Below are 21084 nucleotides of genomic sequence, written 5' to 3'. Positions count from 1 at the left end.
TGGAGGTTACCTGCCGTAGTGCCGACGCGGCAGCCCGGCCCCTGTGCTGCTGGGCTGCTGGGCGGGCGCGGCAGCCCGGCCCCTGTGCTGCGGGGCGGGCGCGGCCCTCGGTCAGGTGGTGCTCTCGGGACGGGGCTTCTTCTGCCAGGGATACGCGGGGCGCGGCGGTGGTGAGGTGATCGCGTGGGGGGACTGTTCCTCGGCGGCGCGGGAACCGGGTGTCGGCCGGGTCCCCTGCGCTGCCGGGCCGTCGGCGTCGGCGTCGGCGTCGGCCGCCGGCCACTGCGGAGGCGTCCGGGTGTTCTCGGACCGGGTCCAGTGGCGCAGGGCGTCCGCTTCGATGTCTATCTGGGCGCTGAGCGAACCAAGATCGTCGTCGGCGAAGCGGTGTGCCCGGTCGCGGACGGCCCAGCGCAGCGAGTCGGCCGAGTCGGTGATGCGCTCGGTGCGGCTGCGGAGCTCGGGCAGGCGCGCGGCGAGCGTGGCCCGGTCCGGCTCGGACTCCAGGCGCTTGAGGTCCGCGTCCAGCTCGTGGCCGTGCGCGCTGAGCCGCTCGAACAGACCGAGTGACTCCTTGAGGGACTCGTCCTCGGCCGCGCCCGCGTACAGCGCGTCCTGCGTGGCGCGCATGGAGGTGCGCAGCCTGAGCCTCAGCTGGGCGATCTCTCCGGCCGGGCCGATCTGGGCGAAGGACTTGGCGCGCAGGGTGTGGTCCTCGACCGTGCGGCGGGCCTGTGCGATCGTCCGGTCCACCCCGCGCTTGGCGGCGCCGACCGCCTTGACCGTGGCGTAGGCGCCCAGGCCGACGAAGAGCAGGAAGAGCAGGGCGAACACGGCCAACACTGCTTCCATGACGCTCCTCCTCCGGTCGGCACGGCACGAGCCGCTGTGCTCTCCACGGTAAACGCAGCGGGCAGGTCCGGAGTTCCGGACGAACCCCGAACCTGCCCGTAGGGGACTACCCCGACGCCGGTTCCACCCGGCAGCCGATGATCACGCCGGGACGATGTTCACCAGCTTCGGCGCCCGCACGATCACCTTGCGGATGCCCGCGCCGTCCAGTGCGGCGACGACCTTCTCGTCGGACAGCGCCACCTTCTCCAGTTCCTCCTCGGAGATGGCCGGCGGCACCTCCAGGCGGGCCTTGACCTTGCCCTTGATCTGCACGACGCAGGTCACGGTCTCGTCCACCACGTACTGCGGGTCGGCGACCGGGAAGTCCTGGTGGACGACCGAGTCGGTGTGGCCCAGCTTGCGCCACAGCTCCTCGGCGATGTGCGGGGCCAGCGGCGCGATCATCAGCACCAGCGGCTCGGCCACGGACCGCGGCACCGCACCGCCGGCCTTGGTCAGGTGGTTGTTCAGCTCGGTGACCTTGGCGATGGCGGTGTTGAAGCGCAGGCCCTCCAGGTCCTGGCTGACGCCGTCGATCGCCTTGTGCAGGGCGCGCAGGGTCTCCTCGTCGGGCTCGGCGTCGGTGACGGTGACCTCGCCGGTGTTCTCGTCGACGACGTTGCGCCACAGCCGCTGCAGCAGCCGGAACTGGCCGACCACCGCGCGCGTGTCCCACGGGCGGGAGACGTCCAGCGGACCCATGGCCATCTCGTACAGGCGCAGGGTGTCGGCACCGTACTCGGCGGCGATCTCGTCCGGGGTCACCGCGTTCTTCAGGGACTTGCCCATCTTGCCCAGCAGGCGGCTGACCTTCTCGCCCTGGTAGTAGTAGGCGCCGTCGCGCTCCTCCACCTCGGCGGCCGGCACCGCGATGCCACGGCTGTCGCGGTAGACGTAGGCCTGGATCATGCCCTGGTTGAACAGCTTGTGGAACGGCTCCGCGGAGGAGACGTGGCCCAGGTCGTACAGGACCTTGGACCAGAAGCGCGCGTACAGCAGGTGCAGGACGGCGTGCTCGGCGCCGCCGACGTACAGGTCGACGCCGCCGTGCGGCTGGCCCTCGCGCGGGCCCATCCAGTACTGCTCGATCTCCGGGTCGACCAGCTGCCGGTCGTTGTGCGGGTCCAGGTAGCGCAGCTCGTACCAGCAGGAACCGGCCCAGTTGGGCATGGTGTTGGTCTCGCGGCGGTACTTCTTCGGCCCGTCGCCCAGGTCCAGGGTGACGTTGACCCACTCCTCGTTGCGCGACAGCGGCGTCTCGGGCTGGGTGTCGGCGTCGTCCGGGTCGAAGGTGCGCGGGCTGTAGTCCTCGACCTCCGGCAGCTCCAGCGGCAGCATCGACTCGGGCAGCGCGTGGGCGACGCCGTCCTCGTCGTAGACGATCGGGAAGGGCTCGCCCCAGTAGCGCTGGCGGCTGAACAGCCAGTCGCGCAGCCGGAAGTTGACGGTGCCCTCACCGATGCCCTTGTCCTGCAGCCACTCGGTGACGCGGGTCTTGGCCTCCGCGACGCCCAGGCCGTCCAGGGAGATGTCGTCGTTCGAGGAATTGATGATCTTCGCGTCGTACGACGAGAAGGCGTTCTCCCACGTCGAGGTGTCGGTGCCGCGGCCGTCGGTCGGCTCGACGATGCAGTGGATCGGCAGCTCGAAGGCGCGCGCGAACTCGAAGTCGCGCTGGTCGCCCGCCGGGACGGCCATGATCGCGCCGGTGCCGTAGCCCATCAGGACGTAGTCGGCGATGAAGACGGGGACCTTGTCGCCGTTGACCGGGTTGGTCGCGTACGCGCCGATGAAGACGCCGGTCTTGTCCTTGGCCTCGGCCTGCCGCTCGACGTCGGACTTGGAGGCGGCCTGCGCACGGTAGGCGGCGACGGCCTCGGCGGGGGTGGCATGGCCGCCGGTCCACACCTCGTGCGTGCCCTCGGGCCACGCCTCGGGGGTGAACTTCTCGACCAGCGGGTGCTCGGGCGCCAGCACCATGTAGGTCGCGCCGAACAGGGTGTCGGGGCGCGTGGTGAAGACCGTGATGCGCTCGCCGTCGATCGGGAAGTCGACGCGGGCGCCCTCGCTGCGGCCGATCCAGTTGCGCTGCTGCAGCTTGATGGCCTCCGGCCAGTCCAGCTCCTCCAGGTCCTCCAGCAGCCGGTCGGCGTAGGCGGTGATGCGCATGTTCCACTGGCGCAGCTTGGCCTTGAAGACGGGGAAGTTGCCGCGCTCGGAGCGGCCGTCGGCGGTGACCTCCTCGTTGGCCAGTACGGTGCCCAGGCCGGGGCACCAGTTGACCGGCGCGTCGGAGGCGTAGGCCAGGCGGTACTCGCTCAGGATGTCGGCGCGCTCGGTGCCGCTCAGCTCGCTCCACGCGCGCGTGGTGCCCGGAACCGGCCGCTCACCGGACTCGAACTGGGCGATCAGCTCGGCGATCGGGCGGGCCTTCTTCGCCTTCTCGTCGTACCAGGAGTTGAAGATCTGCAGGAAGATCCACTGGGTCCACTTGTAGTAGTCCGGGTCGATCGTGGCGAAGGACCGGCGCTTGTCGTGGCCCAGGCCCAGCCGGCGCAGCTGGGCCTTCATGTTCTCCATGTTGGCCTCGGTGGACACGCGCGGGTGCGTGCCGGTCTGCACGGCGTACTGCTCGGCGGGCAGGCCGAAGGCGTCGAAGCCCAGGGTGTGCAGGACGTTGTGGCCGGTCATGCGCTGGAACCGGGCGTAGACGTCGGTGGCGATGTAGCCCAGCGGGTGGCCGACGTGCAGGCCCGCACCGGAGGGGTACGGGAACATGTCCATGATGAACTTCTTGGGCTTGGCGACCAGCTCGGGATCGCCGGCCAGATCGCCCTTGGGGTTGGGCGCCGCGTACGTGCCGTCGGCGTCCCAGAAGTCCTGCCAGCGTGCCTCGATCTCGGCTGCCATGGCGGCCGTGTAGCGGTGCGGGGCGGCCTCCGCCGACGTAGCAGCGGCGGCAGCGGGGTTCGTCTCGCTCATGATCCTCAAAGCTCCATCGATCGTCTCTGCCTGCGGAAATGAAAAATCCCCTCGCACAGGAGGGGACGCCGCGCCGATGCCGACCTCACGGCTGACCGGGGGTCGGTACTGATCAGCGCGGCCCGCTAAGCAGAAGGCGTACGGCACGCATGGCGCTAGGGTACCGCAGCCCTTGAGCAAGCCGCGACGCGCTTCCGTATGAGTGGTGGACATGCCACGAACCACGCCGGAACTGAACCAAGGTCAAGGATTACTTCGCGTACCGCCCACTAAGGGACATCGCTCAAGTCGCATTGTCCGTTGATAACAACGCAATAACTCAAACCCCGTACTGATCAGTATGGCGCCACTTAGAGTTCGGCAGCGGGACCGCTTTCCCGGAACTGCTCGGAGTTGCCCCCATGAACCCTCGTCGTAGTACCAGCTCGCTCCCCAAACCGGGCCGCTCGGCCTATGGGGTGGCGTCCGCTGTCGTCCTGCTGCTCATACCCTTGGTCGTGCTGGTCGGAGGTAGCCAGTTCCGCGAGTTCCTGAACTTCGGCGCGGGCGTGCTGTCCCTCGTCTCGCTCAGCTGCTCGGTGATCTGGGGCCTGTTCGCCCAGGACCGGATCTTCCTGAACACGCGGCAGCGGATCATCGGCCAGGCGGTGCACCGGACGACCGCGGTCGCCTCCATCGCGTTCCTGTTGCTGCACATCACCACGAAGATCGCGCTCGGTCACACGAAGCTGATCGCGGCGATCATTCCGTTCTCGCTCGGCGTCACCGGAATCGCCGGTCTGATCGGTCTGGGCTCGCTGGCCGGCCTGCTGATGATCTTCGTGGGCGTCACCGGCGCCCTGCGCAGCAATTTCGCCACCCCGGCCCCGGTCGCCGCCCGCTGGCGGGCCATGCACATGCTGGCCTATCCGGCCTGGTGCGCGGCGCTGGTCCACGGGCTCTACGCGGGTCGCGCGGCCAAGCCGATCTTCGTGATCCTGTACAGCCTGTCCCTGCTCGGCGTGATGGGCGCCCTCGCGCTGCGCGCCGCTCCGCGCCCGGTCAAGCGCAAGGTCGCCGACCGGCTGGTGGCGCTGTTCGGCAGCTCGCAGCGTCCGGGACTCGAGGAGCTGGACGCGAGTCGTTCCCGGGTCGCCGACTCGGCCCTGCCGGGCTACGAGGGCCGGCGGGAGCCGAGGCCGTCACCCGCCGCTCCGGCGGCTTCCCCTTCCGCGCCCCTGTACCAGTCCCCCGCGGCCCCCGCCGCGGAGCCCGCGTCGGGCTTCGCGGCCGCCTACCGCGCGGTGTCCGCACCGGGCCGGGCCCAGGAGCCGTTCGCGGCCGGCCGGACCGCCCGCATGGACCTGCCGCTGGACCTCCAGCCCACGGAGGCCGTCCCGCGCGTGGACGGCCCCTCCAGCACCTCGGGCAGCTGGCCGATCCCGTCCCCGCCGCCGGTCGGCGAGGCCCCGCCGTCCGCGTACGACCCGCTCCAGGACACCGGATACACCATCCCCGTCTACGGCAATTCGGGCACGCCTGGGTACGGCGGAAGTGACGTGTACGACACCGGTGAGACAAACGGCCTCTACGGCGCGTACAACCCGAGTGACACGTTCAACAGCGGTCCCGCCACTGAACCAACCCCCGGCACCTCCTACGAGGCGCCGGGTTCGGGCGAACCTTGGAACATGCCTTCCGGAGGCTATAGGTGAACGAGGCCCTGCCCGACGTCCCCGAAGTCCGCGTGGTCGGCCTTCCGCAGCTCACGTCGGGTTTCGACCTTGTGGAGCGGCTCGACCTGCCCATGCACCTGAAGGTGCACGGGCCGCTCGATCCGCTGGGCGGCGAACAGCTCGCCCAGCTCGCCGAACGCATCAACCTCAAGGGCCGGGGCGGCGCGGGTTTCCCCTTCCACAAGAAGCTGCGCTCGGTCGCCGAGTCGGCGATCAAGCGCGGGGTGCGGCCGGTCGTCGTGGTCAACGGCAGCGAGGACGAACCCGCCTGCCGCAAGGACACGGTGCTCATCAACCGTGCCCCGCACCTGATCCTGGACGGTGCGCTGCTGTGCGCCGAGGCGCTCGGCGCCCGCACCCTCGTGATCGGCGTCACCCGGGAGTCCACACAGCGCTCCATGGAGGCCGCGCTCGCCGAGCGAGGTCTGAGCAACAGCCGTAGATCGGCGCTACGCGCGTGGGTGCAGCGCAATCCGGTGCGCATGGTCACCGGCGCCGCCGCGTCGCTGATCCGTTCGATCGACGGCGGCCCGGCGATCCCGCCCGGCCGCAAGATCAGCGCCTCGCAGACCGGCGTCGGCGGCGCGCCCACGCTGCTGTCGAACGCGGAGACGTTCGCGCAACTGGCCATCGCCGCCCGCATCGGCCCCGAGCGCTACGGCAACACCGGCCTGTACGACGAGCCGGGCACCGTCATGCTGACGGTTTCCGGCGCGGTCGCCCGCCCGATGGTGATCGAGGTCCCGACGGGCGTGCCGCTGCGCTACGTGCTGCAGCTGGCGGGGGCCCCGCCGGTGCCGCAGGGCGTGCTGACCGGTGGTTACCACGGCAAGTGGATCGACGCGGCGACCGTCGACGAGGCGATCGTCTCCCGCAACTCGCTGGACGCGGTGGGCGGTTCGCTGGGCGCGGGCGCGATCCTGCCGATCAGCCAGGAGACCTGCCCGCTGGGCGAGTCGCTGCGGGTGGCGCAGTGGCTGGCCGAGGAGAGCGCCGGCCAGTGCGGCCCCTGCTACCTCGGACTGCCCGCCGCCGCGCGCGGCATGGAGGACATCCTCAACGGCGGCGGACCGGCCGCGCTGGAGGCGCTGAAACAGGTCGCGAAGAACGTCAAGCGGCGCGGGGCGTGTTCGCACCCGGACGGCTCGGCGATGTTCCTGGAGTCGACCATCAAGGCGTTCACCGACGACCTGGCCGCCCATGTCCTCGGAAACGGCTGCGGACGGCCCGTGGAGGGCGTTCTGCCGCTCTTCGAGGGGGGCAGGGCCCCTTCGGGTATCCCGGGCGGCGCAGAGCCCGAGGAGACCGGTGCCAGCCGCCAAAAGATCTACGTCGACTGGACGCTGTGCCGGGGCCACGGACTGTGTGCCGACATCCTTCCGGAGGTCTTCGAACTCGGCGCGGACGGTTTCCCGACCGTGGCACAGGCGCAGGTGCCGCGCTACGCGGAGGCGAAGGCGCTGCGCGCGGTGCGCCGCTGCCCGGCGCTCGCCCTGCGCATCGAGGAGGACACGCGCGGGCAGGCACCGTCGCGCAACCTGCCGGTCCTCTCCCAGGGCCGCGGCCGGCGCGCTCTGGGCCGCTGAGTGCGAGAACGGCGGGTCATCCGGGCCGGGTGACCCGCCGTTGCCGTGCGGGTGCGTCGTTCTCGCTCCGGAACACGCCGAAGGCGGACCATCCGTCGGGATGATCCGCCTTCGATTTCTGTGGAGCTAAGGAGAATTGAACTCCTGACCTCTTGCATGCCATGCAAGCGCTCTACCAACTGAGCTATAGCCCCTTGCTTCGTTCCGCCCGGTTTCCCTGGCGGCGACGCCAACATTACACGGTCCCGGGGGTGCAGTACCAAATTGGTTTCCGCTCTGCTCCCATTCGGGCGCTAATGTCGGCTTCCGTGACCGTGATCGCGTTCTCCGCAGCCCGCCGGGCACCGGCCGCCCTGGGGGTGTGCCTGGTGTCGTTCACGGCCTTCTGGGTCGCGCAGCGGGCCGCGCACGTGTCGATGATCGACCTGATGGTCTACCGGGCCGAGGGCGCCACCGTGCGCGCCCGCGGCGACCTCTACGCGCTGCGGGCGACGGCCGCGCACCTGCCCACCACCTATCCGCCGTTCGCGGCCCTGCTGTTCACACCGCTGTCCCTGCTGGACACCGTTCCCCTGCGCACGCTGGCGACGGCCGCCAACCTCGCGCTGCTGGTGGTGTTCGTACGGCTGTCGCTGATACTCGTCGGCCACGCGCGCGTGGAGACCGTCTGGTGGGTCGCGGCGTCGGCGGTGTGGTGCGAGCCGGTGTGGACGACCCTGCGCTACGGCCAGGTCAACCTGCTGCTGGCCGTCCTGGTGCTGTGGGACCTGTCCCGCCGCCCCGACCGCTGGGCCGGGGTGGGGCTGGGGCTGGCCGCCGCGGTGAAGCTGACGCCCGCCTTGTTCCCGCTGGTCCTGCTCGTCACGGGTGTCGTGGCCCGGCTCGGCGGCAGGGACGCAGAACCCTGGCTGCGGCACGCGCGCGGGGCCGCCGTCGCGTTCGCCGGGGCGACGCTGCTGGCGGCGGCCGTCCTGCCGTACGACTCATGGCGGTTCTGGACGGACATGGTCTTCCGCGCCGGCCGGGTCGGGCATGCCGAGGACACCGCCAATCAGGCCCTGCGCGGCGTCCTGGCCCGTCTTCTGCACACGCCGGACCCGGGAGCGCTCTGGGCCGTCCTCGCGGCCGTGGTGGCCGCCCTGGGCCTCGCGGTGGCCGTGGCGGCGGAGTTGCGCGGACGGCGGGCGTGGGCGGTGTGCGTCTGCGCGGTCACCGCGCTGCTGATCAGCCCGGTGTCCTGGACGCACCACTGGGTGTGGTGCGTGCCACTGGTCCTGCTGCTGTGGACGCGCGGGCACAGGGCGGTGGCCCTGGGCTCGCTGCTGGTGTTCTGCTCGTACGCGCCATGGTGGGTGCCCCATGGCGCCGGACGACCGGAAATGCACCAGGGAGGCGTCGAGTTGACGCTTTCGGCGCTCTACGGAGGAGCCGGTGCCCTCTTCCTCGTGCTGGCGTGGACATCGTTGCCGAGGCCCGGCGCCGGTGCGGTCCGCGTCAAGCCGTGACGAAGGAATAGAACCTCTTGAGCGTGCAGTGCTCCTCGAGGAGCCGGCCGTAGATCGGCTCGCCCTCCAATTCCCGGTACGTCTCGATCGGGTCGCCTTTTATGATCAGCGCCCGCGCGCATTCCTCGCACCAGTACTGGTAGTCGGGATTGATCGGCTCCATGTCACGGACGATCGGCGTGCCGCTGCCGCACCAGTCGCACTTCCGCCTGTGTGCACCCATCGATCAGCTCCAGCTGTGGCCGCAGGCCGTGCACACGTAGGAGATTCCGCCGTTGTCGCCGAGTACTTGGGCCACGTGCGCGGAACCGCAGGAAGGGCAGCTGAGCCGGGTGGTGGTATCCCGTATCAACGCCGCACCGAGGAGGTGGCCGACCTCCTCAAGGATGCTCGCAGGCATCGCTACTCCCTCCCGTCGGGCCGCGCCCCCTTCCGGCCGTTTGATTCTGCCACGGCCGGACCAATACGGTCAGCGACGCCTCAGTACCAGTCCGGACACGGCTCCCACCACGGCCGTTCCGGCCAGCGCCCAAGCACACACCGAGAACGCCTCCGCAGAGGTATACGACCGCAGGGCCCCGAGTGACTCAAGCCGGTTCAGGAACAGTGTGCCGAAAGACGCCACGCCGAGCAGCTGACCGAGCTGGGTGACCGTCGCCAGCAGCCCGCTGGCGTCCGCCGCGTCCTGGGGGCGCACCGTCGCCAGCGCGCCGGTCAGGGTCGGGCTGAAGGCGAGCGCGAGCCCGACACCCAGCCCCGCGTATCCGGCGTACAGGGCCGCTCCCCCGTCGCCGCCGTCGTGGAGGGCGAGCCCCACCACGGCGATGGACACCGCGGTCAGCGTGAACCCGGCCGGAGCGAGCGCCCGCTGCCAGACCACGGGCCACTTCCGCCAGGTCAGGCTGACGGCACCGAAGAAGGCCGCGGTCGGTGCGAAGCTCAGTCCGGCCCGCAGCGCGCTGTAGCCGAGGCCGCCCTGGACGTGCAGCGTCAGCGCGAAGAGGAACCCGGCGTTGACCGACATCACGGCGAGGATGCGCAGGACGGCCAGGCCGATGCCGGGGTGGCGCAGCACCCGGGGCGCGATCAGCGGGGCGCCGCCGCGCCGGGCCAGCCGGGACTCGTAGCCGCAGAACAGTGCGAACAGCACCACCGCTCCGGCCAGCGACAGCCAGGACCACGCGGGCCAGTCCTCCTCCTGGCCGAGCACCAGCGGCACCGTCAGCAGCGACACGGCCGCGCCGAGCAGCACGAGTCCGGGCAGGTCGAGCGGCCGGGCGCGCTCCTTCGCGGCCGCCGCGCCCAGGGGCAGCACCCGCCTGCCCAGCACCAGCAGGACGGCGCCGACCGGCACGTTGACCAGGAACACCGGCCGCCAGCCGGTGCCGAGGAGATCCGCGCTGACCAGCACCCCGCCCGCGATCTGCCCGGCGGCGGCGCCGACGGCGAGGACCGCCGAGTAGGCGCCGAGCGCCCGGGCCCTGGCCTCGCCGGTGAAGGTGCGCTGGATCAGGCTGAGCACCTGCGGGATCATCAGCGCCGAGCCCGCGCCCTGCACCAGCCGGAACACGATCAGATCGGTCGATGCCCGCGCCAGACCGCAGGCCAGCGAGGCCGCGGTGAACAGGGCGAGCCCGGCGAGGTGGACCCGGCCGTGGCCGAGCCGGTCGCCGAGCCGGGCACCGGTGATCAGCAGCACGGAGTAGGTGATGGCGTAGCCGGCGATCACCAGTTGCAGGTCGGCGCCGGAGGAGTGCAGTTCGGAACCGATGGTGGGGGCGGCGACGTTCACGATGAAGACGTCGAGGGCCGCCATGAACAGGGCGGCGAGCAGGACGGTGAGCAGCAGCCGGGGCCGGTTGTCAGTGGCGGGTGCTTCACTGTCCGTGACGGTCGGCGCATGACCGGAAGTCGGTAATGCGCTGCCGATGACGGGCGGGTCGGGGTTTGCGGCGGCCGGTGCGTCACTGTCAGTGGCGGATGCTTCACTGTTCGCAGGGTTCGGTAGGGCCTCGGTGTCCGGCCCGGTGCGGGATGGCGTCGTCATGGCGTCGAGCCTGACGACGGGTCGGTACCGGTGCCGAGTGCCCGCCGATGCTGGTACTGCCAGCACCTGGCAGGGGCAGGCCCGGGTGCCGACGATGGATACGGGGACTACGGGGGTTGGACGATGGTGACGAGGGCGACGGGCAACCAGCGACGCAGGCCGGAGCTGGCCGCCTTTCTGCGCAGCCGGCGTGCGCGGGTGACACCGGCCGACGTGGGGATGCCGCCGGGGCTGCGGCGGCGCACTCCCGGGCTGCGCCGGGAGGAGGTCGCGCAGCTCTCGGGCGTGGGCGTGACCTGGTACACCTGGCTGGAGCAGGGCCGGCCGATCAACGCCTCGCCGCAGGTGCTGGACGCGGTCGCACGCACACTGCGGCTGGACCCGCCGGAGCGGGAGCACCTGTACCGGCTGGCGGAGGTGCCGTTCGAGCCGGACGCGGAGGGCTTGACCCGGCAGGTCGGACCGGAGGTGCAGGCGATCATCGACGCGCTGGACCCACTGCTGGCGGTGGTCTACAACTCGCGATACGACGTCCTGGCGACGAACCCGGCCTACCGGGATCTGTTCGTGGTGCCGCAGACCCGCGCGACCGGCGTGCCCAACGTGCTGTGGACCCTGTTCACCGTGCCGGCGGAGACCTGCCCGATCCTGTACCGGGAACGCGAGCTGCCGGTGATGGTGGCGACGCTGCGGTCCTCGTACGGCAGACACGTGGGGGAACCGGCCTGGGAGGGGTACATACGCGCGCTGTGTGCGGCCAGTCCGTACTTCGCCGAACTGTGGGCGAGCGGTGAGGTGACACCTCCGGGGCCCAGGGTGAAGACCTTCCGGCACGAGGCGGTGGGTCAGCTGCGGATGACCTCGCAGTCGCTGTCCGTCGACGGGATGCCCGAGTGCCGGATCGTGGTCTACAGACCGGCGGACGACGAGGCGTGCCGGAAGATCGCGATGCTGCGGGAGCGCAGACAGCCGCTGTGGCCGCCGAAGGACCGGGAGGCCGACGAGTTGATCCGCACCTGAACACAGAAAATCCCGCCCCTGGGGGGGCGGGATCCTCATACCGATCTTTGACAACTCAACAGAGTGTCGATCAGTGGAGCTAAGGAGAATTGAACTCCTGACCTCCTGCATGCCATGCAGGCGCTCTACCAACTGAGCTATAGCCCCTGGTGTTCTTCCCGCTCGGCGGGGCGAACAAGAAGAACTTTAGCCTGTGACCTGCCGGAAAGTGAAATCCGGGGTCCGGGGGGCCTCGGGACGCTCAGTCGTCGTCGCCGAGGACGGGCTCCGGGAGGGTGCCCGCGTTGTGCTCGAGCAGGCGCCAGCCGCGGACGCCCTCGCCGAGCACGGACCAGCAGCAGTTGGAGAGACCGCCGAGGCTCTCCCAGTTCTGGGGCTCCAGGCCGAGGAGCCGGCCGATGGTGGTGCGGATGGTGCCGCCGTGGCTGACGACGACGAGGGTGCCGTCCTCGGGCAGCTTCTCGGCGTGCCGCAGCACGACGGGGGCGGCGCGGTCCGCGACCTCGGTCTCCAGTTCGCCACCGCCGCGGCGGACCGGCTCGCCGCGCTTCCAGGCGGCGTACTCCTCACCGTGGCGGGCGATGATCTCGTCGTGCGTCAGTCCCTGCCAGACGCCCGCGTAGGTCTCGCGCAGGCCCTCCTCGCGGGTGACGTCGAGACCGGTGAGGGCGGCCAGCTCGGCGGCCGTGTCCGCGGCCCGCTGCAGATCCGAGGAGACGATCGCGTCGGGTCCCAGGGAGGCGAGCAGCCGGGCGGCGCGGCGAGCCTGGCCGATGCCGGTCTCGGTCAGCTCGACGTCCGTGCTGCCCTGGAAGCGGCGCTCCACGTTCCACGAGGTCTGGCCGTGCCGCCACAGGATGATGCGGCGGCCCCGGGCCTTGCGGTCGGTCACCTCGCCGGTGGCGCTCATCGCCACTCCCCGTCCGGCTCCTGGTCTGCCTCGGCGGCCTGCAGCTTGGCGTGCTCCTCGGCCTTGCCGCGGGTGGCCTTGGCGTCGGCGGGCAGCTCCAGCTCGGGGCAGTCCTTCCACAGCCGCTCCAGGGCGTAGAAGACGCGCTCCTCGCTGTGCTGGACGTGGACGACGATGTCGACGTAGTCGAGCAGGATCCAGCGGGACTCACGGTCGCCCTCGCGGCGTACCGGCTTGGCGCCGAGGTCCTTCAGCAGGCGCTCCTCGATCTCGTCGACGATGGCCCTGACCTGGCGGTCGTTCGGCGCGGACGCCAGCAGGAAGGCGTCCGTGATCGACAGGACGTCGCTGACGTCGTAGGCGATGACGTCGTGGGCGAGCTTGTCGGCCGCCGCCTGGGCGGCGGTGTTGATGAGCTCAAGGGAACGGTCGGTGGCGGTCACTTACATGGCTTTCCGTCGGCGGTCACTGGACCTCAAGGGTCTCACGGACCGCCCGCGGCACCCCACGTGATTACGGCGTCGCGTGGGGTGCCCCGGCCGTCGTGGCTCCGCCGTCAGGAGGCGGCGGGTTCGTAGTCGGCGCCGAGGACGACCGAGACGTCGGCGCCGGAGGAGACGGTGCCCTTGGTCACGGAGCCGGCGGGCAGGCCGAGGGTCTTGGCGACCTCGGCGGCGTCGGCCTTGTGGGAGGCGTCCGAGTAGAGCACCTTCGAGGTGGCCTGGGTGCCGGAGGCGGTGCCGCCCTCCCGGAAGGTGAAGCCGCCGTTGAGGAGCGCCACGCGGGCCTTCTCGGAGTCGTCCTTCACGCCGGTGGCGTTCTGGACGGAGACCCGGACCGCGGAGCCGGCGTCGGGGCTCTTGGCGGTGCCGCCGAGGATGTCCTTGACCACGCTGTCGCTGGTGTCGGCGCTCAGTGTGCCGTCGGCCCGCACGGGCAGCAGGGCGGTCTTGTAGTCACCGCTCTTGGCGAGGTCGGCGAGCCTGGCGAGGAAGGTGCCGAGGTCCTTGTCGGTGAGCGGCGGGTCGAGGATCTGCGCGAGCGTCTGGACGGTGGTGGTGGCCGAGGAGGGTTCGGAGGACATCTTGCGCAGGATGCCCTGCATGACCTGGCCGAAGCGCTCCAGCTGGGCGTTCTGGGGCTCGCCGGCGGCGCGGTAGGTGGCGTAGGCGACGGCCATCTTGCCGCTGAGGGTCTGGTCGGTGCCCTTGTGGACGAGGGGTGCGGTGCCCTTCTTCTTGGTGTCCGGGTCCGGCACGTCGGTGTTGGTGTCGATGTCGATGTTGCTCAACAGATCGACGAGGTTCTGCAGGTAGGGGGTGTCGAGGCGCCAGGTGCCCTGGATGTCGGTGCCGAGGACGGTGTCGAGCTGGTCGCGGGTGCCGGAGGAACCGTCGGCGTCGACCGACTTGGCGAGGGTGGTGGTGGAGCCGTCGTCGCCGGACAGCGCGAGGGAGTTGGGCAGCAGCACGGTGGTGCCCTGCTTGGTGGTGGTGTTGTCGACCAGCAGCACCGTGGAGGTGCCGCCCTTGCCGGTGTTGTGCAGGTGGACGACGATCACGTCGCGTTTCTGGGCGGCGGCGGACGTGGCCGTGCCGGTCTTGGCACCGGAGGAGGACAGACCGGGCAGCTTTCCGGCGTACCAGAGGTAGCCGACGCCACCGACGGCGACGAGGGCGAGGACGACGACGAGGGCGATGATCCGGCTGCGGGCTCGGCGGCGGGCCTCCTCGCGGCGCTCGGTGCGGTTCTCGGTGAACTTCAGCCAGTCGATGACGTCCTCGGAGTCGCCGTCCGGCTCCTCGACGAACGCGAACTGCTCGGTGCGGTAGTCCGGTTCGCCCGTCTCGCTCTGCCGCTCGGGCTCCTCCGGGGCATGCCTGTCCTCCGCCGGGCCGCCCTGCTGCGGGATGTAGGCGGTCTGCTCGGCGACCCGGGGCTGCTGCCCGCTGCTCGCGGCCTGCCCGTAGGGGTCGTAGGAGGCGGTGTCGTGGGCGCCGGTGCCGTAGGGGTCGTAGGGGGCCTGGGAGCCGTAGGGGTCGTAGGCGGGTGCCTGCGGAGCGGAGTGGTAGGAGGCCGCCGATGGCTGCTGGCCGGTGGGGTACGGGTCGTAGCCGTAGCCGCCCTGCTGCTGGGCGTACGGGTCGTAGGTCGCTTGCGGAGCCTGTTGTTGTGTCGGGACCTGCCCGTACACGGGCCGGCCGTACTCGTCGTAGCCGACGACTTCGTACGGGCCGGCGCCGTAGCTGGCGTCCCCCGCGTCGTATCGGTCGTTCACCGGTGCCCCTCTCGGCTCACTCGCCGCGGTACAGCTCGCGCTTGTCGATGTAGCGCACGACTCCGTCCGGCACCATGTACCAGATGGGGTCTCCCTTGGCGACTCTCGCCCGGCAGTCCGTGGAGGAGATGGCGAGCGCCGGCACCTCGACGAGCGAGACGCCGCCCTCCGGCAGACCCGGGTCGGTCAGGTTGTGCCCGGGGCGCGTGACGCCGATGAAGTGTGCGAGGGAGAACAGTTCCGCCGAGTCGCGCCAGGTCAGCAACTGCGCCAGGGCGTCGGCGCCGGTGATGAAGAACAGGTCGGTGTCGGGGTTGAGGGCGCGCAGGTCGCGCAGGGTGTCCACGGTGTAGGTCGGGCCGCCGCGGTCGATGTCGATGCGGCTGACGGAGAACTGGGGGTTCTCGGCGGTCGCGATGACCGTCATCAGGTAGCGGTCCTCAGCCGGGGAGACCTTGCTGTGGGACTTCTGCCACGGCTGGCCGGTGGGCACGAACACCACCTCGTCCAGCTGGAACTGCGCGGCGACCTCGCTGGCCGCCACGAGGTGCCCGTGGTGGATCGGGTCGAACGTTCCGCCCATGACGCCCAGGCGGCGCTTGCCCGTGTGGACGGGTCCGTTGCCCGGGCGGTACTGCGGGTGCTTCACCGTGTCGTCGGCGGCCTCGTGCGCCGGACCGGTAGGCATGTCCTGCTCTCCCATGCGTGCAGACCCTACCGGCCCGGCCTCGGGCGTCCGGCCGGGGACGGGCTCCCCGCTCAGCGGTCGCGGTTGAAGCGCGTGGTGATCCACAGCAGGAGGAGCAGGATGATCAGGGCGCCACCACCGGTGACGGCCGGGTTCAGGCTGTTGTGGTTTCCGCCGTGCTCCTCGCCCTCGGCGGCAAGGGTGACCAACTGGGCTGCGGCGCTGTGGAAGCTCATCTTCGGCAGGACCTATCGCGTGTGGGCGGGTTAAAGATGTCGGCTCATCGTAAGCGGGCGGCCGCGCGGCGCTCACGCCGACTCCGCCGTTGGTGACGGGCGGCGGCCGGGGGCGCCCACGGCGGGAACGTCCACCGCCTCCCGGCGGGGAACCTTCGCCGCCTGTCAGTCGTCCTTCCGCTTGTAGCCGCGCAGCAGGAACCAGGCGGTCAGTACACAGCCCAGGACCATCACGATGAGGACGATGCGGAGCAGATTGCCCGTCCCGTGCTGCTGGACGGCGCCGGCGACGGCCTCGGTCAGCCAGGCGGCTGCGGGGTGGTGCTCCATGACGTGGACTCCTTCGGCTGTACTGCCCGTCCACGGTATCTCCGCCTAGGCTGTGCCCCGCCTCGGGGCACAGGGCACTTACACGCACATGGGGGAAGACATGTCCGACGACGGCCACCAGCAGACCGGGCACGAGCGCGTGCCGAGCAGGCAGCGCAGGCGCTTCCCGGGGATCTCCTCGCGTGCGTACGAGCACCCGGCGGACCGGTCGGCCCTCGTCGCGCTGCGCAAGCTGAGCGGGTTCGACACCGTTTTCAAGGCGCTCAGCGGGCTGCTGCCGGAGCGGAGCCTGAGGCTGCTGTTCCTGTCCGACTCGGTGCGGGTATCCGAGCGGCAGTTCTCGCACCTGCACGACATGCTGCTGGACGCCTGTTACATCCTGGACCTGGAGAAGGTCCCGCCGATGTACGTCACGCAGGACCCGCAGCCGAACGCGATGTGCATCGGCCTGGACGAACCGATCATCGTGGTCAGCACGGGGCTCGTCGAGCTGCTCGACGAGGAGGAGATGCGGGCCGTCGTCGGGCACGAGGTGGGGCACGCGCTGTCCGGGCACTCGGTGTACCGCACCATCCTGCTGTTCCTGACGAGCCTCGCGCTGAAGGTCGCCTGGATCCCGCTGGGCAACCTGGCGATCATGGCGATCGTCACGGCGCTCAGGGAGTGGTTCCGCAAGTCGGAGCTGTCCGCCGACCGGGCGGGGCTGCTGGTGGGCCAGGACGTCCGGGCCTCGATGCGGGGCCTGATGAAGATCGCCGGCGGCAACCATCTGCACGAGATGAACGTGGACGCGTTCCTGGAGCAGGCCGAGGAGTACGACTCCGGGGGCGACCTGCGTGACTCGGTGCTGAAGATCCTGAACGTGCTGCCCCGGTCACACCCGTTCACCACCGTGCGGGCGGCCGAGCTGAAGAAGTGGGCCGAGTCCCGGGACTACCAGCGGATCATGGACGGCCACTACCCGCGGCGCAGCGAGGACATGGACACCTCCGTCAGCGACTCCTTCCGTGAGTCGGCGGCCAGCTACGCCAGCGATGTGAAGGGTTCCAAGGACCCGCTGATGAAGCTGGTCACGGATCTTGCGGGCGGCGCGGGCGACCTGGGCGGCCGGGTCCGGCGCGGCTTCGACGGCTTCAGGAGCCCGCCGCCGGCCGACGGGGCTTCCGCGGATGCTCCGCGAGGGGACCAGGAGTAGCCGCCAGGAGCCCGTACCGCTCGGCTCCCCCCACGCCGGGGAATCACTCATGCCCCGGGCCCTCACGCGCTGGGCCACGCCCCGGGGCCCCGGTCACACGCCCTGGGCCCCCTTTACGCCCTGGGCGGGCGGGCCTGGGCCTACGGCCTTGGGCCCCCTCACGCCCTCGGCTCGGCCGCGGTGGACAGCGTGCCGCACAGGGCCGGGGTGTTGTCCGTCTCGTAGGGGTTGGTGCCCGGGGGGCCACCCGTCTTGGCCGTCTGGCCGGCCAGGAGGGGGCGGAGGTAGGTGCTGGAGTCCTCGGCGCAGGACAGGGGGCCCGCCTGGACGTAGGACGTGACGAGCTGGACCTGGTGGGTGCGCAGGTCGTCACGGTGGAAGCGGAAGGTCACCTCGCGGCGGACCGTGAAGAGGGACACGGGCGCGTCGGCAACCCCGGTGGGGCGCAGGGCGTAGACGAAGGTGTGGTCGGCGGTGATCTTCAGCGTGGCCGGGTCGCTCTCGGCGGCCTGCAGGCTGCCCTGGACGCGGATCTTGTCGTCGGCCAGCTGGGCCCGGGAGGGGTCGAGGCGGACCAGCCAGCCATTGGGGGCGTGCCGGCCGTCCGCCGCCGGGTGGGCGAAGCTCTGGTCGAACTGGTCCAGCTGGTCGGGGTCGAGGAGGGCACGGGCGGGGCGGACCTGGCGGCCGGTCAGTACCTCCGGGTAGAGCGAGGAGCGGACGATGTAGTCCTTGGCGGTGGTGAGCGCGGCCACGACCTGGCTGTCGGAGAAGTGGGCGGTGCTGCGGGAGGCGGGCAGCGGTATGCCCTCGGCGCCGATCTCGAAGTGGGCGGCGGGGCTGTTCGCGTACAGGCTCTCGGCGTCGGCGGCACCGGGCACCTTGCCCGGCGGGGCGAGCGGGATGATCGTCATCCGCAGGGGCTCGACGGGCCGCCGGCCCTGCGGGGAGCTGTAGGGGTGGCGGACGCCCAGGTAGATCGCGGTGGCGAAGGCGATGGAGACCAGCACGGCGAGGATCAGCAGTTGCCGGGTGAGTCCGCGGTGCCGGGGTGGGCGGCGGCGTACGGCGGGGGCGTGATCGGCCATCCGCTCCTCGGCCGAGTACTCCTGGAGGCGGGCAGCACGGACGAACGACTCGTCGAACACGACGGATCGGTACTCGTCCTCTGCACCGCCGGGGCCGCCCTCGGGTGTCCCCTCCGGTGGGTCTCCAGGCCCGCCCATACTTTCAGGGTAGGTCTGGCGGGCCCCGGGTAAACGCCCCGCTGCACGACAAGTTCTGACAGGTTCTCACCCGGCGCGGGCGCCTGCTCTCAGGGGGAGCGCGGGCTGGCCGAGACGGCCGGCTGGGAGTAGTCGGCTGAGACGGACGGAGCGGCCGCGCTGCCCTGTTCCAGGCCGGTCGAGGCGGGCGCGGGCACCCTGTCCCGGGTGCCCGAGGAGGCTCCCCGGTACACCGCGGCGAAGGCCAGGGCGACCATGCCGATACCCATCACGACGGCGAGCACCCAGGCCACGGGGCGGTGCCAGCGGACCTGCTTGCCGTAGGCGCCGAAGGGGCCGTGGTGGTCGCCGAGGACGTAGGTGTCGTCCAGTTCGCCGTCGTCCCGATCTTGACCGAATCCGGTCTCCTCGGGGCCGTAGGCGTCGTCGTAGCGGTCGCCTCTGGAGTGGGCGCGGCGGGCCTCGGCCTCGGAGGCCTCGGCTCTGGCCTGCGCGGCGGCCAGGAGGCGTTCGACGGCGGTCGGCTCATGGACCGTGGCCGCCTGCACGAAGGCCTCGTCGAAGACCACGGAGGCGAACTCTTCGTCCGACACCCCATGGTCGCGGTCGTCGTCGGGCTCCCAGCCGTCAGGGAACGGCGTGCCCCCCACGTCCTCCGGCACGCATCCAGAGTAGACCTGGGGGGTCAATTTGGGCAGACGGTATGGAAATTCATCCGCCTGGTGAGACACGTTTTCGGCCGCGCCCGGCGGCTGTACCGGTGCGCGGCCGAAGGGATGAACCTCAGCGGCGGACGTGGCCGTCGCCGGTGACGATGTATTTCGTGCTGGTCAGCTCCGGCAGGCCCATCGGGCCGCGGGCGTGCAGCTTCTGGGTGGAGATGCCGATCTCCGCGCCGAAGCCGAACTGGCCGCCGTCGGTGAAGCGGGTGGAGGCGTTGACGGCGACGGTGGTGGAGTCGACCAGTTGGGTGAAGCGGCGGGCGGCCTGCTGGGAGGTGGTCACGATCGCCTCGGTGTGCCCGGAGGTCCACAGCCGGATGTGCTCGACGGCCCGGTCCAGGGAGTCGACGACCGCGGCGGCGATGTCGTGGGAGAGGTACTCGGTCTCCCAGTCCTCGGGGGTCGCCTCGACCACGGTGGCCGTGGAGTCCTTGGCGTAGGCCATGACCCGCTCGTCGGCGTGGACGGTGATGCCGGCTTCGGCGAGGGCGTCCAGGGCGCGCGGCAGGAACTCGGCGGCGATGTCCTGGTGGACCAGGAGGGTCTCGGCGGCGTTGCAGACGCTGACCCGCTGGGCCTTGGAGTTGATCAGGATCTCGATCGCCGTGTCGATGTCGGCCTGGGCGTCGACGTAGACGTGGCAGTTGCCGGTGCCGGTCTCGATGACGGGGACGACGGACTCGTTCACCACGGTCTGGATCAGGGAGGCCCCGCCGCGCGGGATGAGGACGTCGACCAGGCCGCGGGCGCGCATCAGCTCGCGTACGGACTCGCGGCTCTCGCCGGGCACCAGCTGGACGGCGTCGGCGGGCAGCCCGGCGCCGCCGACGGCGTCCCGGATCACCCGGACGAGGGCGGTGTTGGACTCGTAGGCAGAGGCGGACCCGCGCAGCAGGACGGCGTTGCCGGACTTCAGGCAGAGGGCGGCGGCGTCGACGGTGACGTTGGGACGGGCCTCGTAGATGATGCCGACGACGCCGAGCGGGACGCGGACCTGGCGCAGGTCGATGCCGTTGGGCAGGGTGGAGCCGCGGACGACCTCGCCGACCGGATCGGGCAGCTTCGCGACGTCGCGGACGTCGGAGGCGATGGCGCGGACACGCTCCGGGGTGAGGGTGAGCCGGTCGACGATGGCCTCGCTGGTGCCGTTCTCCCGGGCCTTGGCCACGTCCTTGGCGTTGGCCTCGACGATCTCGGCGGTCCGGACCTCCAGGGCGTCGGCGATGGCGAGCAGCGCGTCGTCCTTGACGGCACGCGGCAGCGGCGCGAGGTCGGCGGCGGCGGCCTTGGCCCGGTAGGCGGCCTGGGTGACCGGGGACATCGAGTCGTAGGGCGAGAGCGTGGTCATACCCGCAGGGTAGTGCGCGCGGAGACGGGGTGCGGCAACCGTCCCGGAAGCCGAGACGGCACGCCCCTGGCAGCACAGGGCCCAGGAACGTCACCGCCGGCCCGGCCCCACACTGCGACCGGACCTGGGCCGTCCGGCCCCACCCGGCGGCCGGACCAGGGCCCTCCCCCCGCCCCGGCGGCCGGACCAGAGCCCTCACCCGCACCCGGCGGCCGGACCAGAGCCCTCCCCCGCACCCGGCGGCCGACCAGCGCGCTCCGGCCTCGCCCTCCGGCCGGACCAGGGCTTCCAGCCTCACCCGCCGACCAGACCAGCGCCCCCTCCCGGCATCCGGCGGTCACAGCAGTGCCCTGCCGCCTCGTACGGGGTCACAGGGGGACCCTCCCCCTCACCCACGGTCAC

19 protein-coding genes and 2 tRNA genes are annotated in these 21084 nt (G+C 71.1%); 5 read left to right on the top strand and 16 right to left on the bottom strand.

Annotation, left to right across the window (positions count from 1 at the left end; all coding sequences use genetic code 11):
- Positions 1–111 precede the first annotated feature (111 nt).
- Positions 112–852: a hypothetical protein gene (locus ACGFRF_RS28660; RefSeq protein WP_393744741.1), complete on the bottom strand. Its 741-nt coding sequence runs from the start codon at positions 850–852 to the stop codon at positions 112–114.
- A gap of 141 nt (positions 853–993) precedes the next feature.
- Positions 994–3876 (bottom strand): leucine--tRNA ligase, encoded by a 2883-nt coding sequence (gene leuS / locus ACGFRF_RS28655; RefSeq protein WP_393744739.1) that lies wholly within the window; start codon positions 3874–3876, stop codon positions 994–996.
- Positions 3877–4277: 401 nt separating this feature from the next.
- Here leuS and ACGFRF_RS28650 point away from each other — a divergent pair, with 401 nt between their 5' ends.
- Complete coding sequence (locus tag ACGFRF_RS28650; protein ID WP_393744737.1) at positions 4278–5570, top strand: cytochrome b/b6 domain-containing protein; 1293 nt, start codon at positions 4278–4280, stop codon at positions 5568–5570.
- A complete protein-coding gene (locus ACGFRF_RS28645; RefSeq protein ID WP_393744735.1) occupies positions 5567–7177 on the top strand; it encodes an NADH-ubiquinone oxidoreductase-F iron-sulfur binding region domain-containing protein in 1611 nt (536 codons plus the stop codon). The genes ACGFRF_RS28650 and ACGFRF_RS28645 overlap by 4 nt, the downstream gene beginning before the upstream one ends.
- A gap of 121 nt (positions 7178–7298) precedes the next feature.
- Here the strand turns inward: ACGFRF_RS28645 and ACGFRF_RS28640 are convergent.
- A tRNA-Ala gene (locus ACGFRF_RS28640) sits at positions 7299–7371 on the bottom strand.
- A 102-nt stretch (positions 7372–7473) separates the two neighbouring features.
- Here ACGFRF_RS28640 and ACGFRF_RS28635 point away from each other — a divergent pair.
- Positions 7474–8682: a glycosyltransferase 87 family protein gene (locus ACGFRF_RS28635; protein WP_393744733.1), complete on the top strand. Its 1209-nt coding sequence runs from the start codon at positions 7474–7476 to the stop codon at positions 8680–8682.
- Here the strand turns inward: ACGFRF_RS28635 and ACGFRF_RS28630 are convergent.
- The 3 genes from ACGFRF_RS28630 to ACGFRF_RS28620 form a co-directional block, all read right to left on the bottom strand.
- Positions 8672–8905 (bottom strand): hypothetical protein, encoded by a 234-nt coding sequence (locus ACGFRF_RS28630; protein ID WP_006136074.1) that lies wholly within the window; start codon positions 8903–8905, stop codon positions 8672–8674. The two genes, ACGFRF_RS28635 and ACGFRF_RS28630, sit on opposite strands and share 11 nt — an antisense overlap.
- A 3-nt stretch (positions 8906–8908) precedes the next feature.
- On the bottom strand, positions 8909–9082 hold the full coding sequence (locus tag ACGFRF_RS28625; RefSeq protein WP_014672673.1) for a hypothetical protein: 174 nt from the start codon (positions 9080–9082) through the stop codon (positions 8909–8911).
- 69 nt (positions 9083–9151) lie between these two features.
- On the bottom strand, positions 9152–10729 hold the full coding sequence (locus ACGFRF_RS28620) for an MFS transporter (protein ID WP_393744731.1): 1578 nt from the start codon (positions 10727–10729) through the stop codon (positions 9152–9154).
- A gap of 123 nt (positions 10730–10852) precedes the next feature.
- On the opposite strand from ACGFRF_RS28620, the gene ACGFRF_RS28615 reads away from it, so the two are divergent.
- Positions 10853–11749, top strand: a complete 897-nt coding sequence (locus ACGFRF_RS28615; protein ID WP_393744730.1) for a helix-turn-helix transcriptional regulator — start codon at positions 10853–10855, stop codon at positions 11747–11749.
- A gap of 74 nt (positions 11750–11823) precedes the next feature.
- Here ACGFRF_RS28615 and ACGFRF_RS28610 read toward each other — a convergent pair.
- The 7 genes from ACGFRF_RS28610 to ACGFRF_RS28580 form a co-directional block, all read right to left on the bottom strand.
- Positions 11824–11896 (bottom strand) — tRNA-Ala (locus ACGFRF_RS28610).
- 94 nt (positions 11897–11990) lie between these two features.
- Positions 11991–12659, bottom strand: a complete 669-nt coding sequence (locus ACGFRF_RS28605; RefSeq protein ID WP_393744729.1) for a histidine phosphatase family protein — start codon at positions 12657–12659, stop codon at positions 11991–11993.
- Entirely contained in the window at positions 12656–13102 is a 447-nt protein-coding gene (rsfS, locus tag ACGFRF_RS28600) for a ribosome silencing factor (protein WP_393744728.1), read from the bottom strand. Before rsfS ends, ACGFRF_RS28605 begins: the two co-directional genes overlap by 4 nt.
- Positions 13103–13215: 113 nt before the next feature.
- Complete coding sequence (locus tag ACGFRF_RS28595; RefSeq protein WP_393744727.1) at positions 13216–14937, bottom strand: LytR C-terminal domain-containing protein; 1722 nt, start codon at positions 14935–14937, stop codon at positions 13216–13218.
- A 16-nt stretch (positions 14938–14953) separates the two neighbouring features.
- Positions 14954–15640, bottom strand: a complete 687-nt coding sequence (gene nadD, locus ACGFRF_RS28590; RefSeq protein ID WP_393744726.1) for a nicotinate-nucleotide adenylyltransferase — start codon at positions 15638–15640, stop codon at positions 14954–14956.
- Between the two features lie 56 nt (positions 15641–15696).
- Complete coding sequence (locus tag ACGFRF_RS28585; RefSeq protein WP_190013708.1) at positions 15697–15861, bottom strand: hypothetical protein; 165 nt, start codon at positions 15859–15861, stop codon at positions 15697–15699.
- A gap of 165 nt (positions 15862–16026) precedes the next feature.
- The gene (locus ACGFRF_RS28580; RefSeq protein WP_393744724.1) at positions 16027–16191 is read right to left on the bottom strand and encodes a hypothetical protein; all 165 of its coding nucleotides are present in this window, start codon (positions 16189–16191) and stop codon (positions 16027–16029) included.
- Positions 16192–16291: 100 nt separating this feature from the next.
- Here ACGFRF_RS28580 and ACGFRF_RS28575 point away from each other — a divergent pair, with 100 nt between their 5' ends.
- A complete protein-coding gene (locus tag ACGFRF_RS28575; protein ID WP_393744722.1) occupies positions 16292–17386 on the top strand; it encodes a M48 family metallopeptidase in 1095 nt (364 codons plus the stop codon).
- Positions 17387–17544: 158 nt separating this feature from the next.
- On the opposite strand, the gene ACGFRF_RS28570 is transcribed toward ACGFRF_RS28575, so the two are convergent.
- From ACGFRF_RS28570 to ACGFRF_RS28560, 3 genes are all read right to left on the bottom strand, one after another.
- On the bottom strand, positions 17545–18612 hold the full coding sequence (locus ACGFRF_RS28570) for a hypothetical protein (protein WP_393744721.1): 1068 nt from the start codon (positions 18610–18612) through the stop codon (positions 17545–17547).
- An 89-nt stretch (positions 18613–18701) separates the two neighbouring features.
- On the bottom strand, positions 18702–19274 hold the full coding sequence (locus ACGFRF_RS28565; protein WP_393744719.1) for a hypothetical protein: 573 nt from the start codon (positions 19272–19274) through the stop codon (positions 18702–18704).
- 121 nt (positions 19275–19395) lie between these two features.
- Entirely contained in the window at positions 19396–20682 is a 1287-nt protein-coding gene (locus tag ACGFRF_RS28560; protein ID WP_393744717.1) for a glutamate-5-semialdehyde dehydrogenase, read from the bottom strand.
- Between the last annotated feature and the right edge of the window lie 402 nt (positions 20683–21084).

It is taken from the genome of Streptomyces sp. NPDC048521 (genome assembly GCF_043199855.1).
Taxonomy (GTDB): domain Bacteria; phylum Actinomycetota; class Actinomycetes; order Streptomycetales; family Streptomycetaceae; genus Streptomyces.
The sequence above is the reverse complement of the archived record's forward strand: the minus strand, read 5'-3'. Positions and strand labels throughout refer to the sequence as shown.

Bases quoted from the DNA above. Each gene is read 5' to 3' on its own strand.
- ACGFRF_RS28660 (WP_393744741.1), bottom strand. From the start codon at position 852: ATGGAAGCAGTGTTGGCCGTGTTCGCCCTGCTCTTCCTGCTCTTCGTC.
- leuS (WP_393744739.1), bottom strand. From the start codon at position 3,876: ATGAGCGAGACGAACCCCGCTGCCGCCGCTGCTACGTCGGCGGAGGCC.
- ACGFRF_RS28650 (WP_393744737.1), top strand. From the start codon at position 4,278: ATGAACCCTCGTCGTAGTACCAGCTCGCTCCCCAAACCGGGCCGCTCG.
- ACGFRF_RS28635 (WP_393744733.1), top strand. From the start codon at position 7,474: ATGTCGGCTTCCGTGACCGTGATCGCGTTCTCCGCAGCCCGCCGGGCA.
- ACGFRF_RS28630 (WP_006136074.1), bottom strand. From the start codon at position 8,905: ATGGGTGCACACAGGCGGAAGTGCGACTGGTGCGGCAGCGGCACGCCG.
- ACGFRF_RS28625 (WP_014672673.1), bottom strand. From the start codon at position 9,082: ATGCCTGCGAGCATCCTTGAGGAGGTCGGCCACCTCCTCGGTGCGGCG.
- ACGFRF_RS28620 (WP_393744731.1), bottom strand. From the start codon at position 10,729: ATGACGACGCCATCCCGCACCGGGCCGGACACCGAGGCCCTACCGAAC.
- ACGFRF_RS28615 (WP_393744730.1), top strand. From the start codon at position 10,853: ATGGTGACGAGGGCGACGGGCAACCAGCGACGCAGGCCGGAGCTGGCC.
- ACGFRF_RS28605 (WP_393744729.1), bottom strand. From the start codon at position 12,659: ATGAGCGCCACCGGCGAGGTGACCGACCGCAAGGCCCGGGGCCGCCGC.
- nadD (WP_393744726.1), bottom strand. From the start codon at position 15,640: ATGGGAGAGCAGGACATGCCTACCGGTCCGGCGCACGAGGCCGCCGAC.
- ACGFRF_RS28585 (WP_190013708.1), bottom strand. From the start codon at position 15,861: ATGAGCTTCCACAGCGCCGCAGCCCAGTTGGTCACCCTTGCCGCCGAG.
- ACGFRF_RS28580 (WP_393744724.1), bottom strand. From the start codon at position 16,191: ATGGAGCACCACCCCGCAGCCGCCTGGCTGACCGAGGCCGTCGCCGGC.
- ACGFRF_RS28575 (WP_393744722.1), top strand. From the start codon at position 16,292: ATGTCCGACGACGGCCACCAGCAGACCGGGCACGAGCGCGTGCCGAGC.
- ACGFRF_RS28570 (WP_393744721.1), bottom strand. From the start codon at position 18,612: ATGGGCGGGCCTGGAGACCCACCGGAGGGGACACCCGAGGGCGGCCCC.
- ACGFRF_RS28560 (WP_393744717.1), bottom strand. From the start codon at position 20,682: ATGACCACGCTCTCGCCCTACGACTCGATGTCCCCGGTCACCCAGGCC.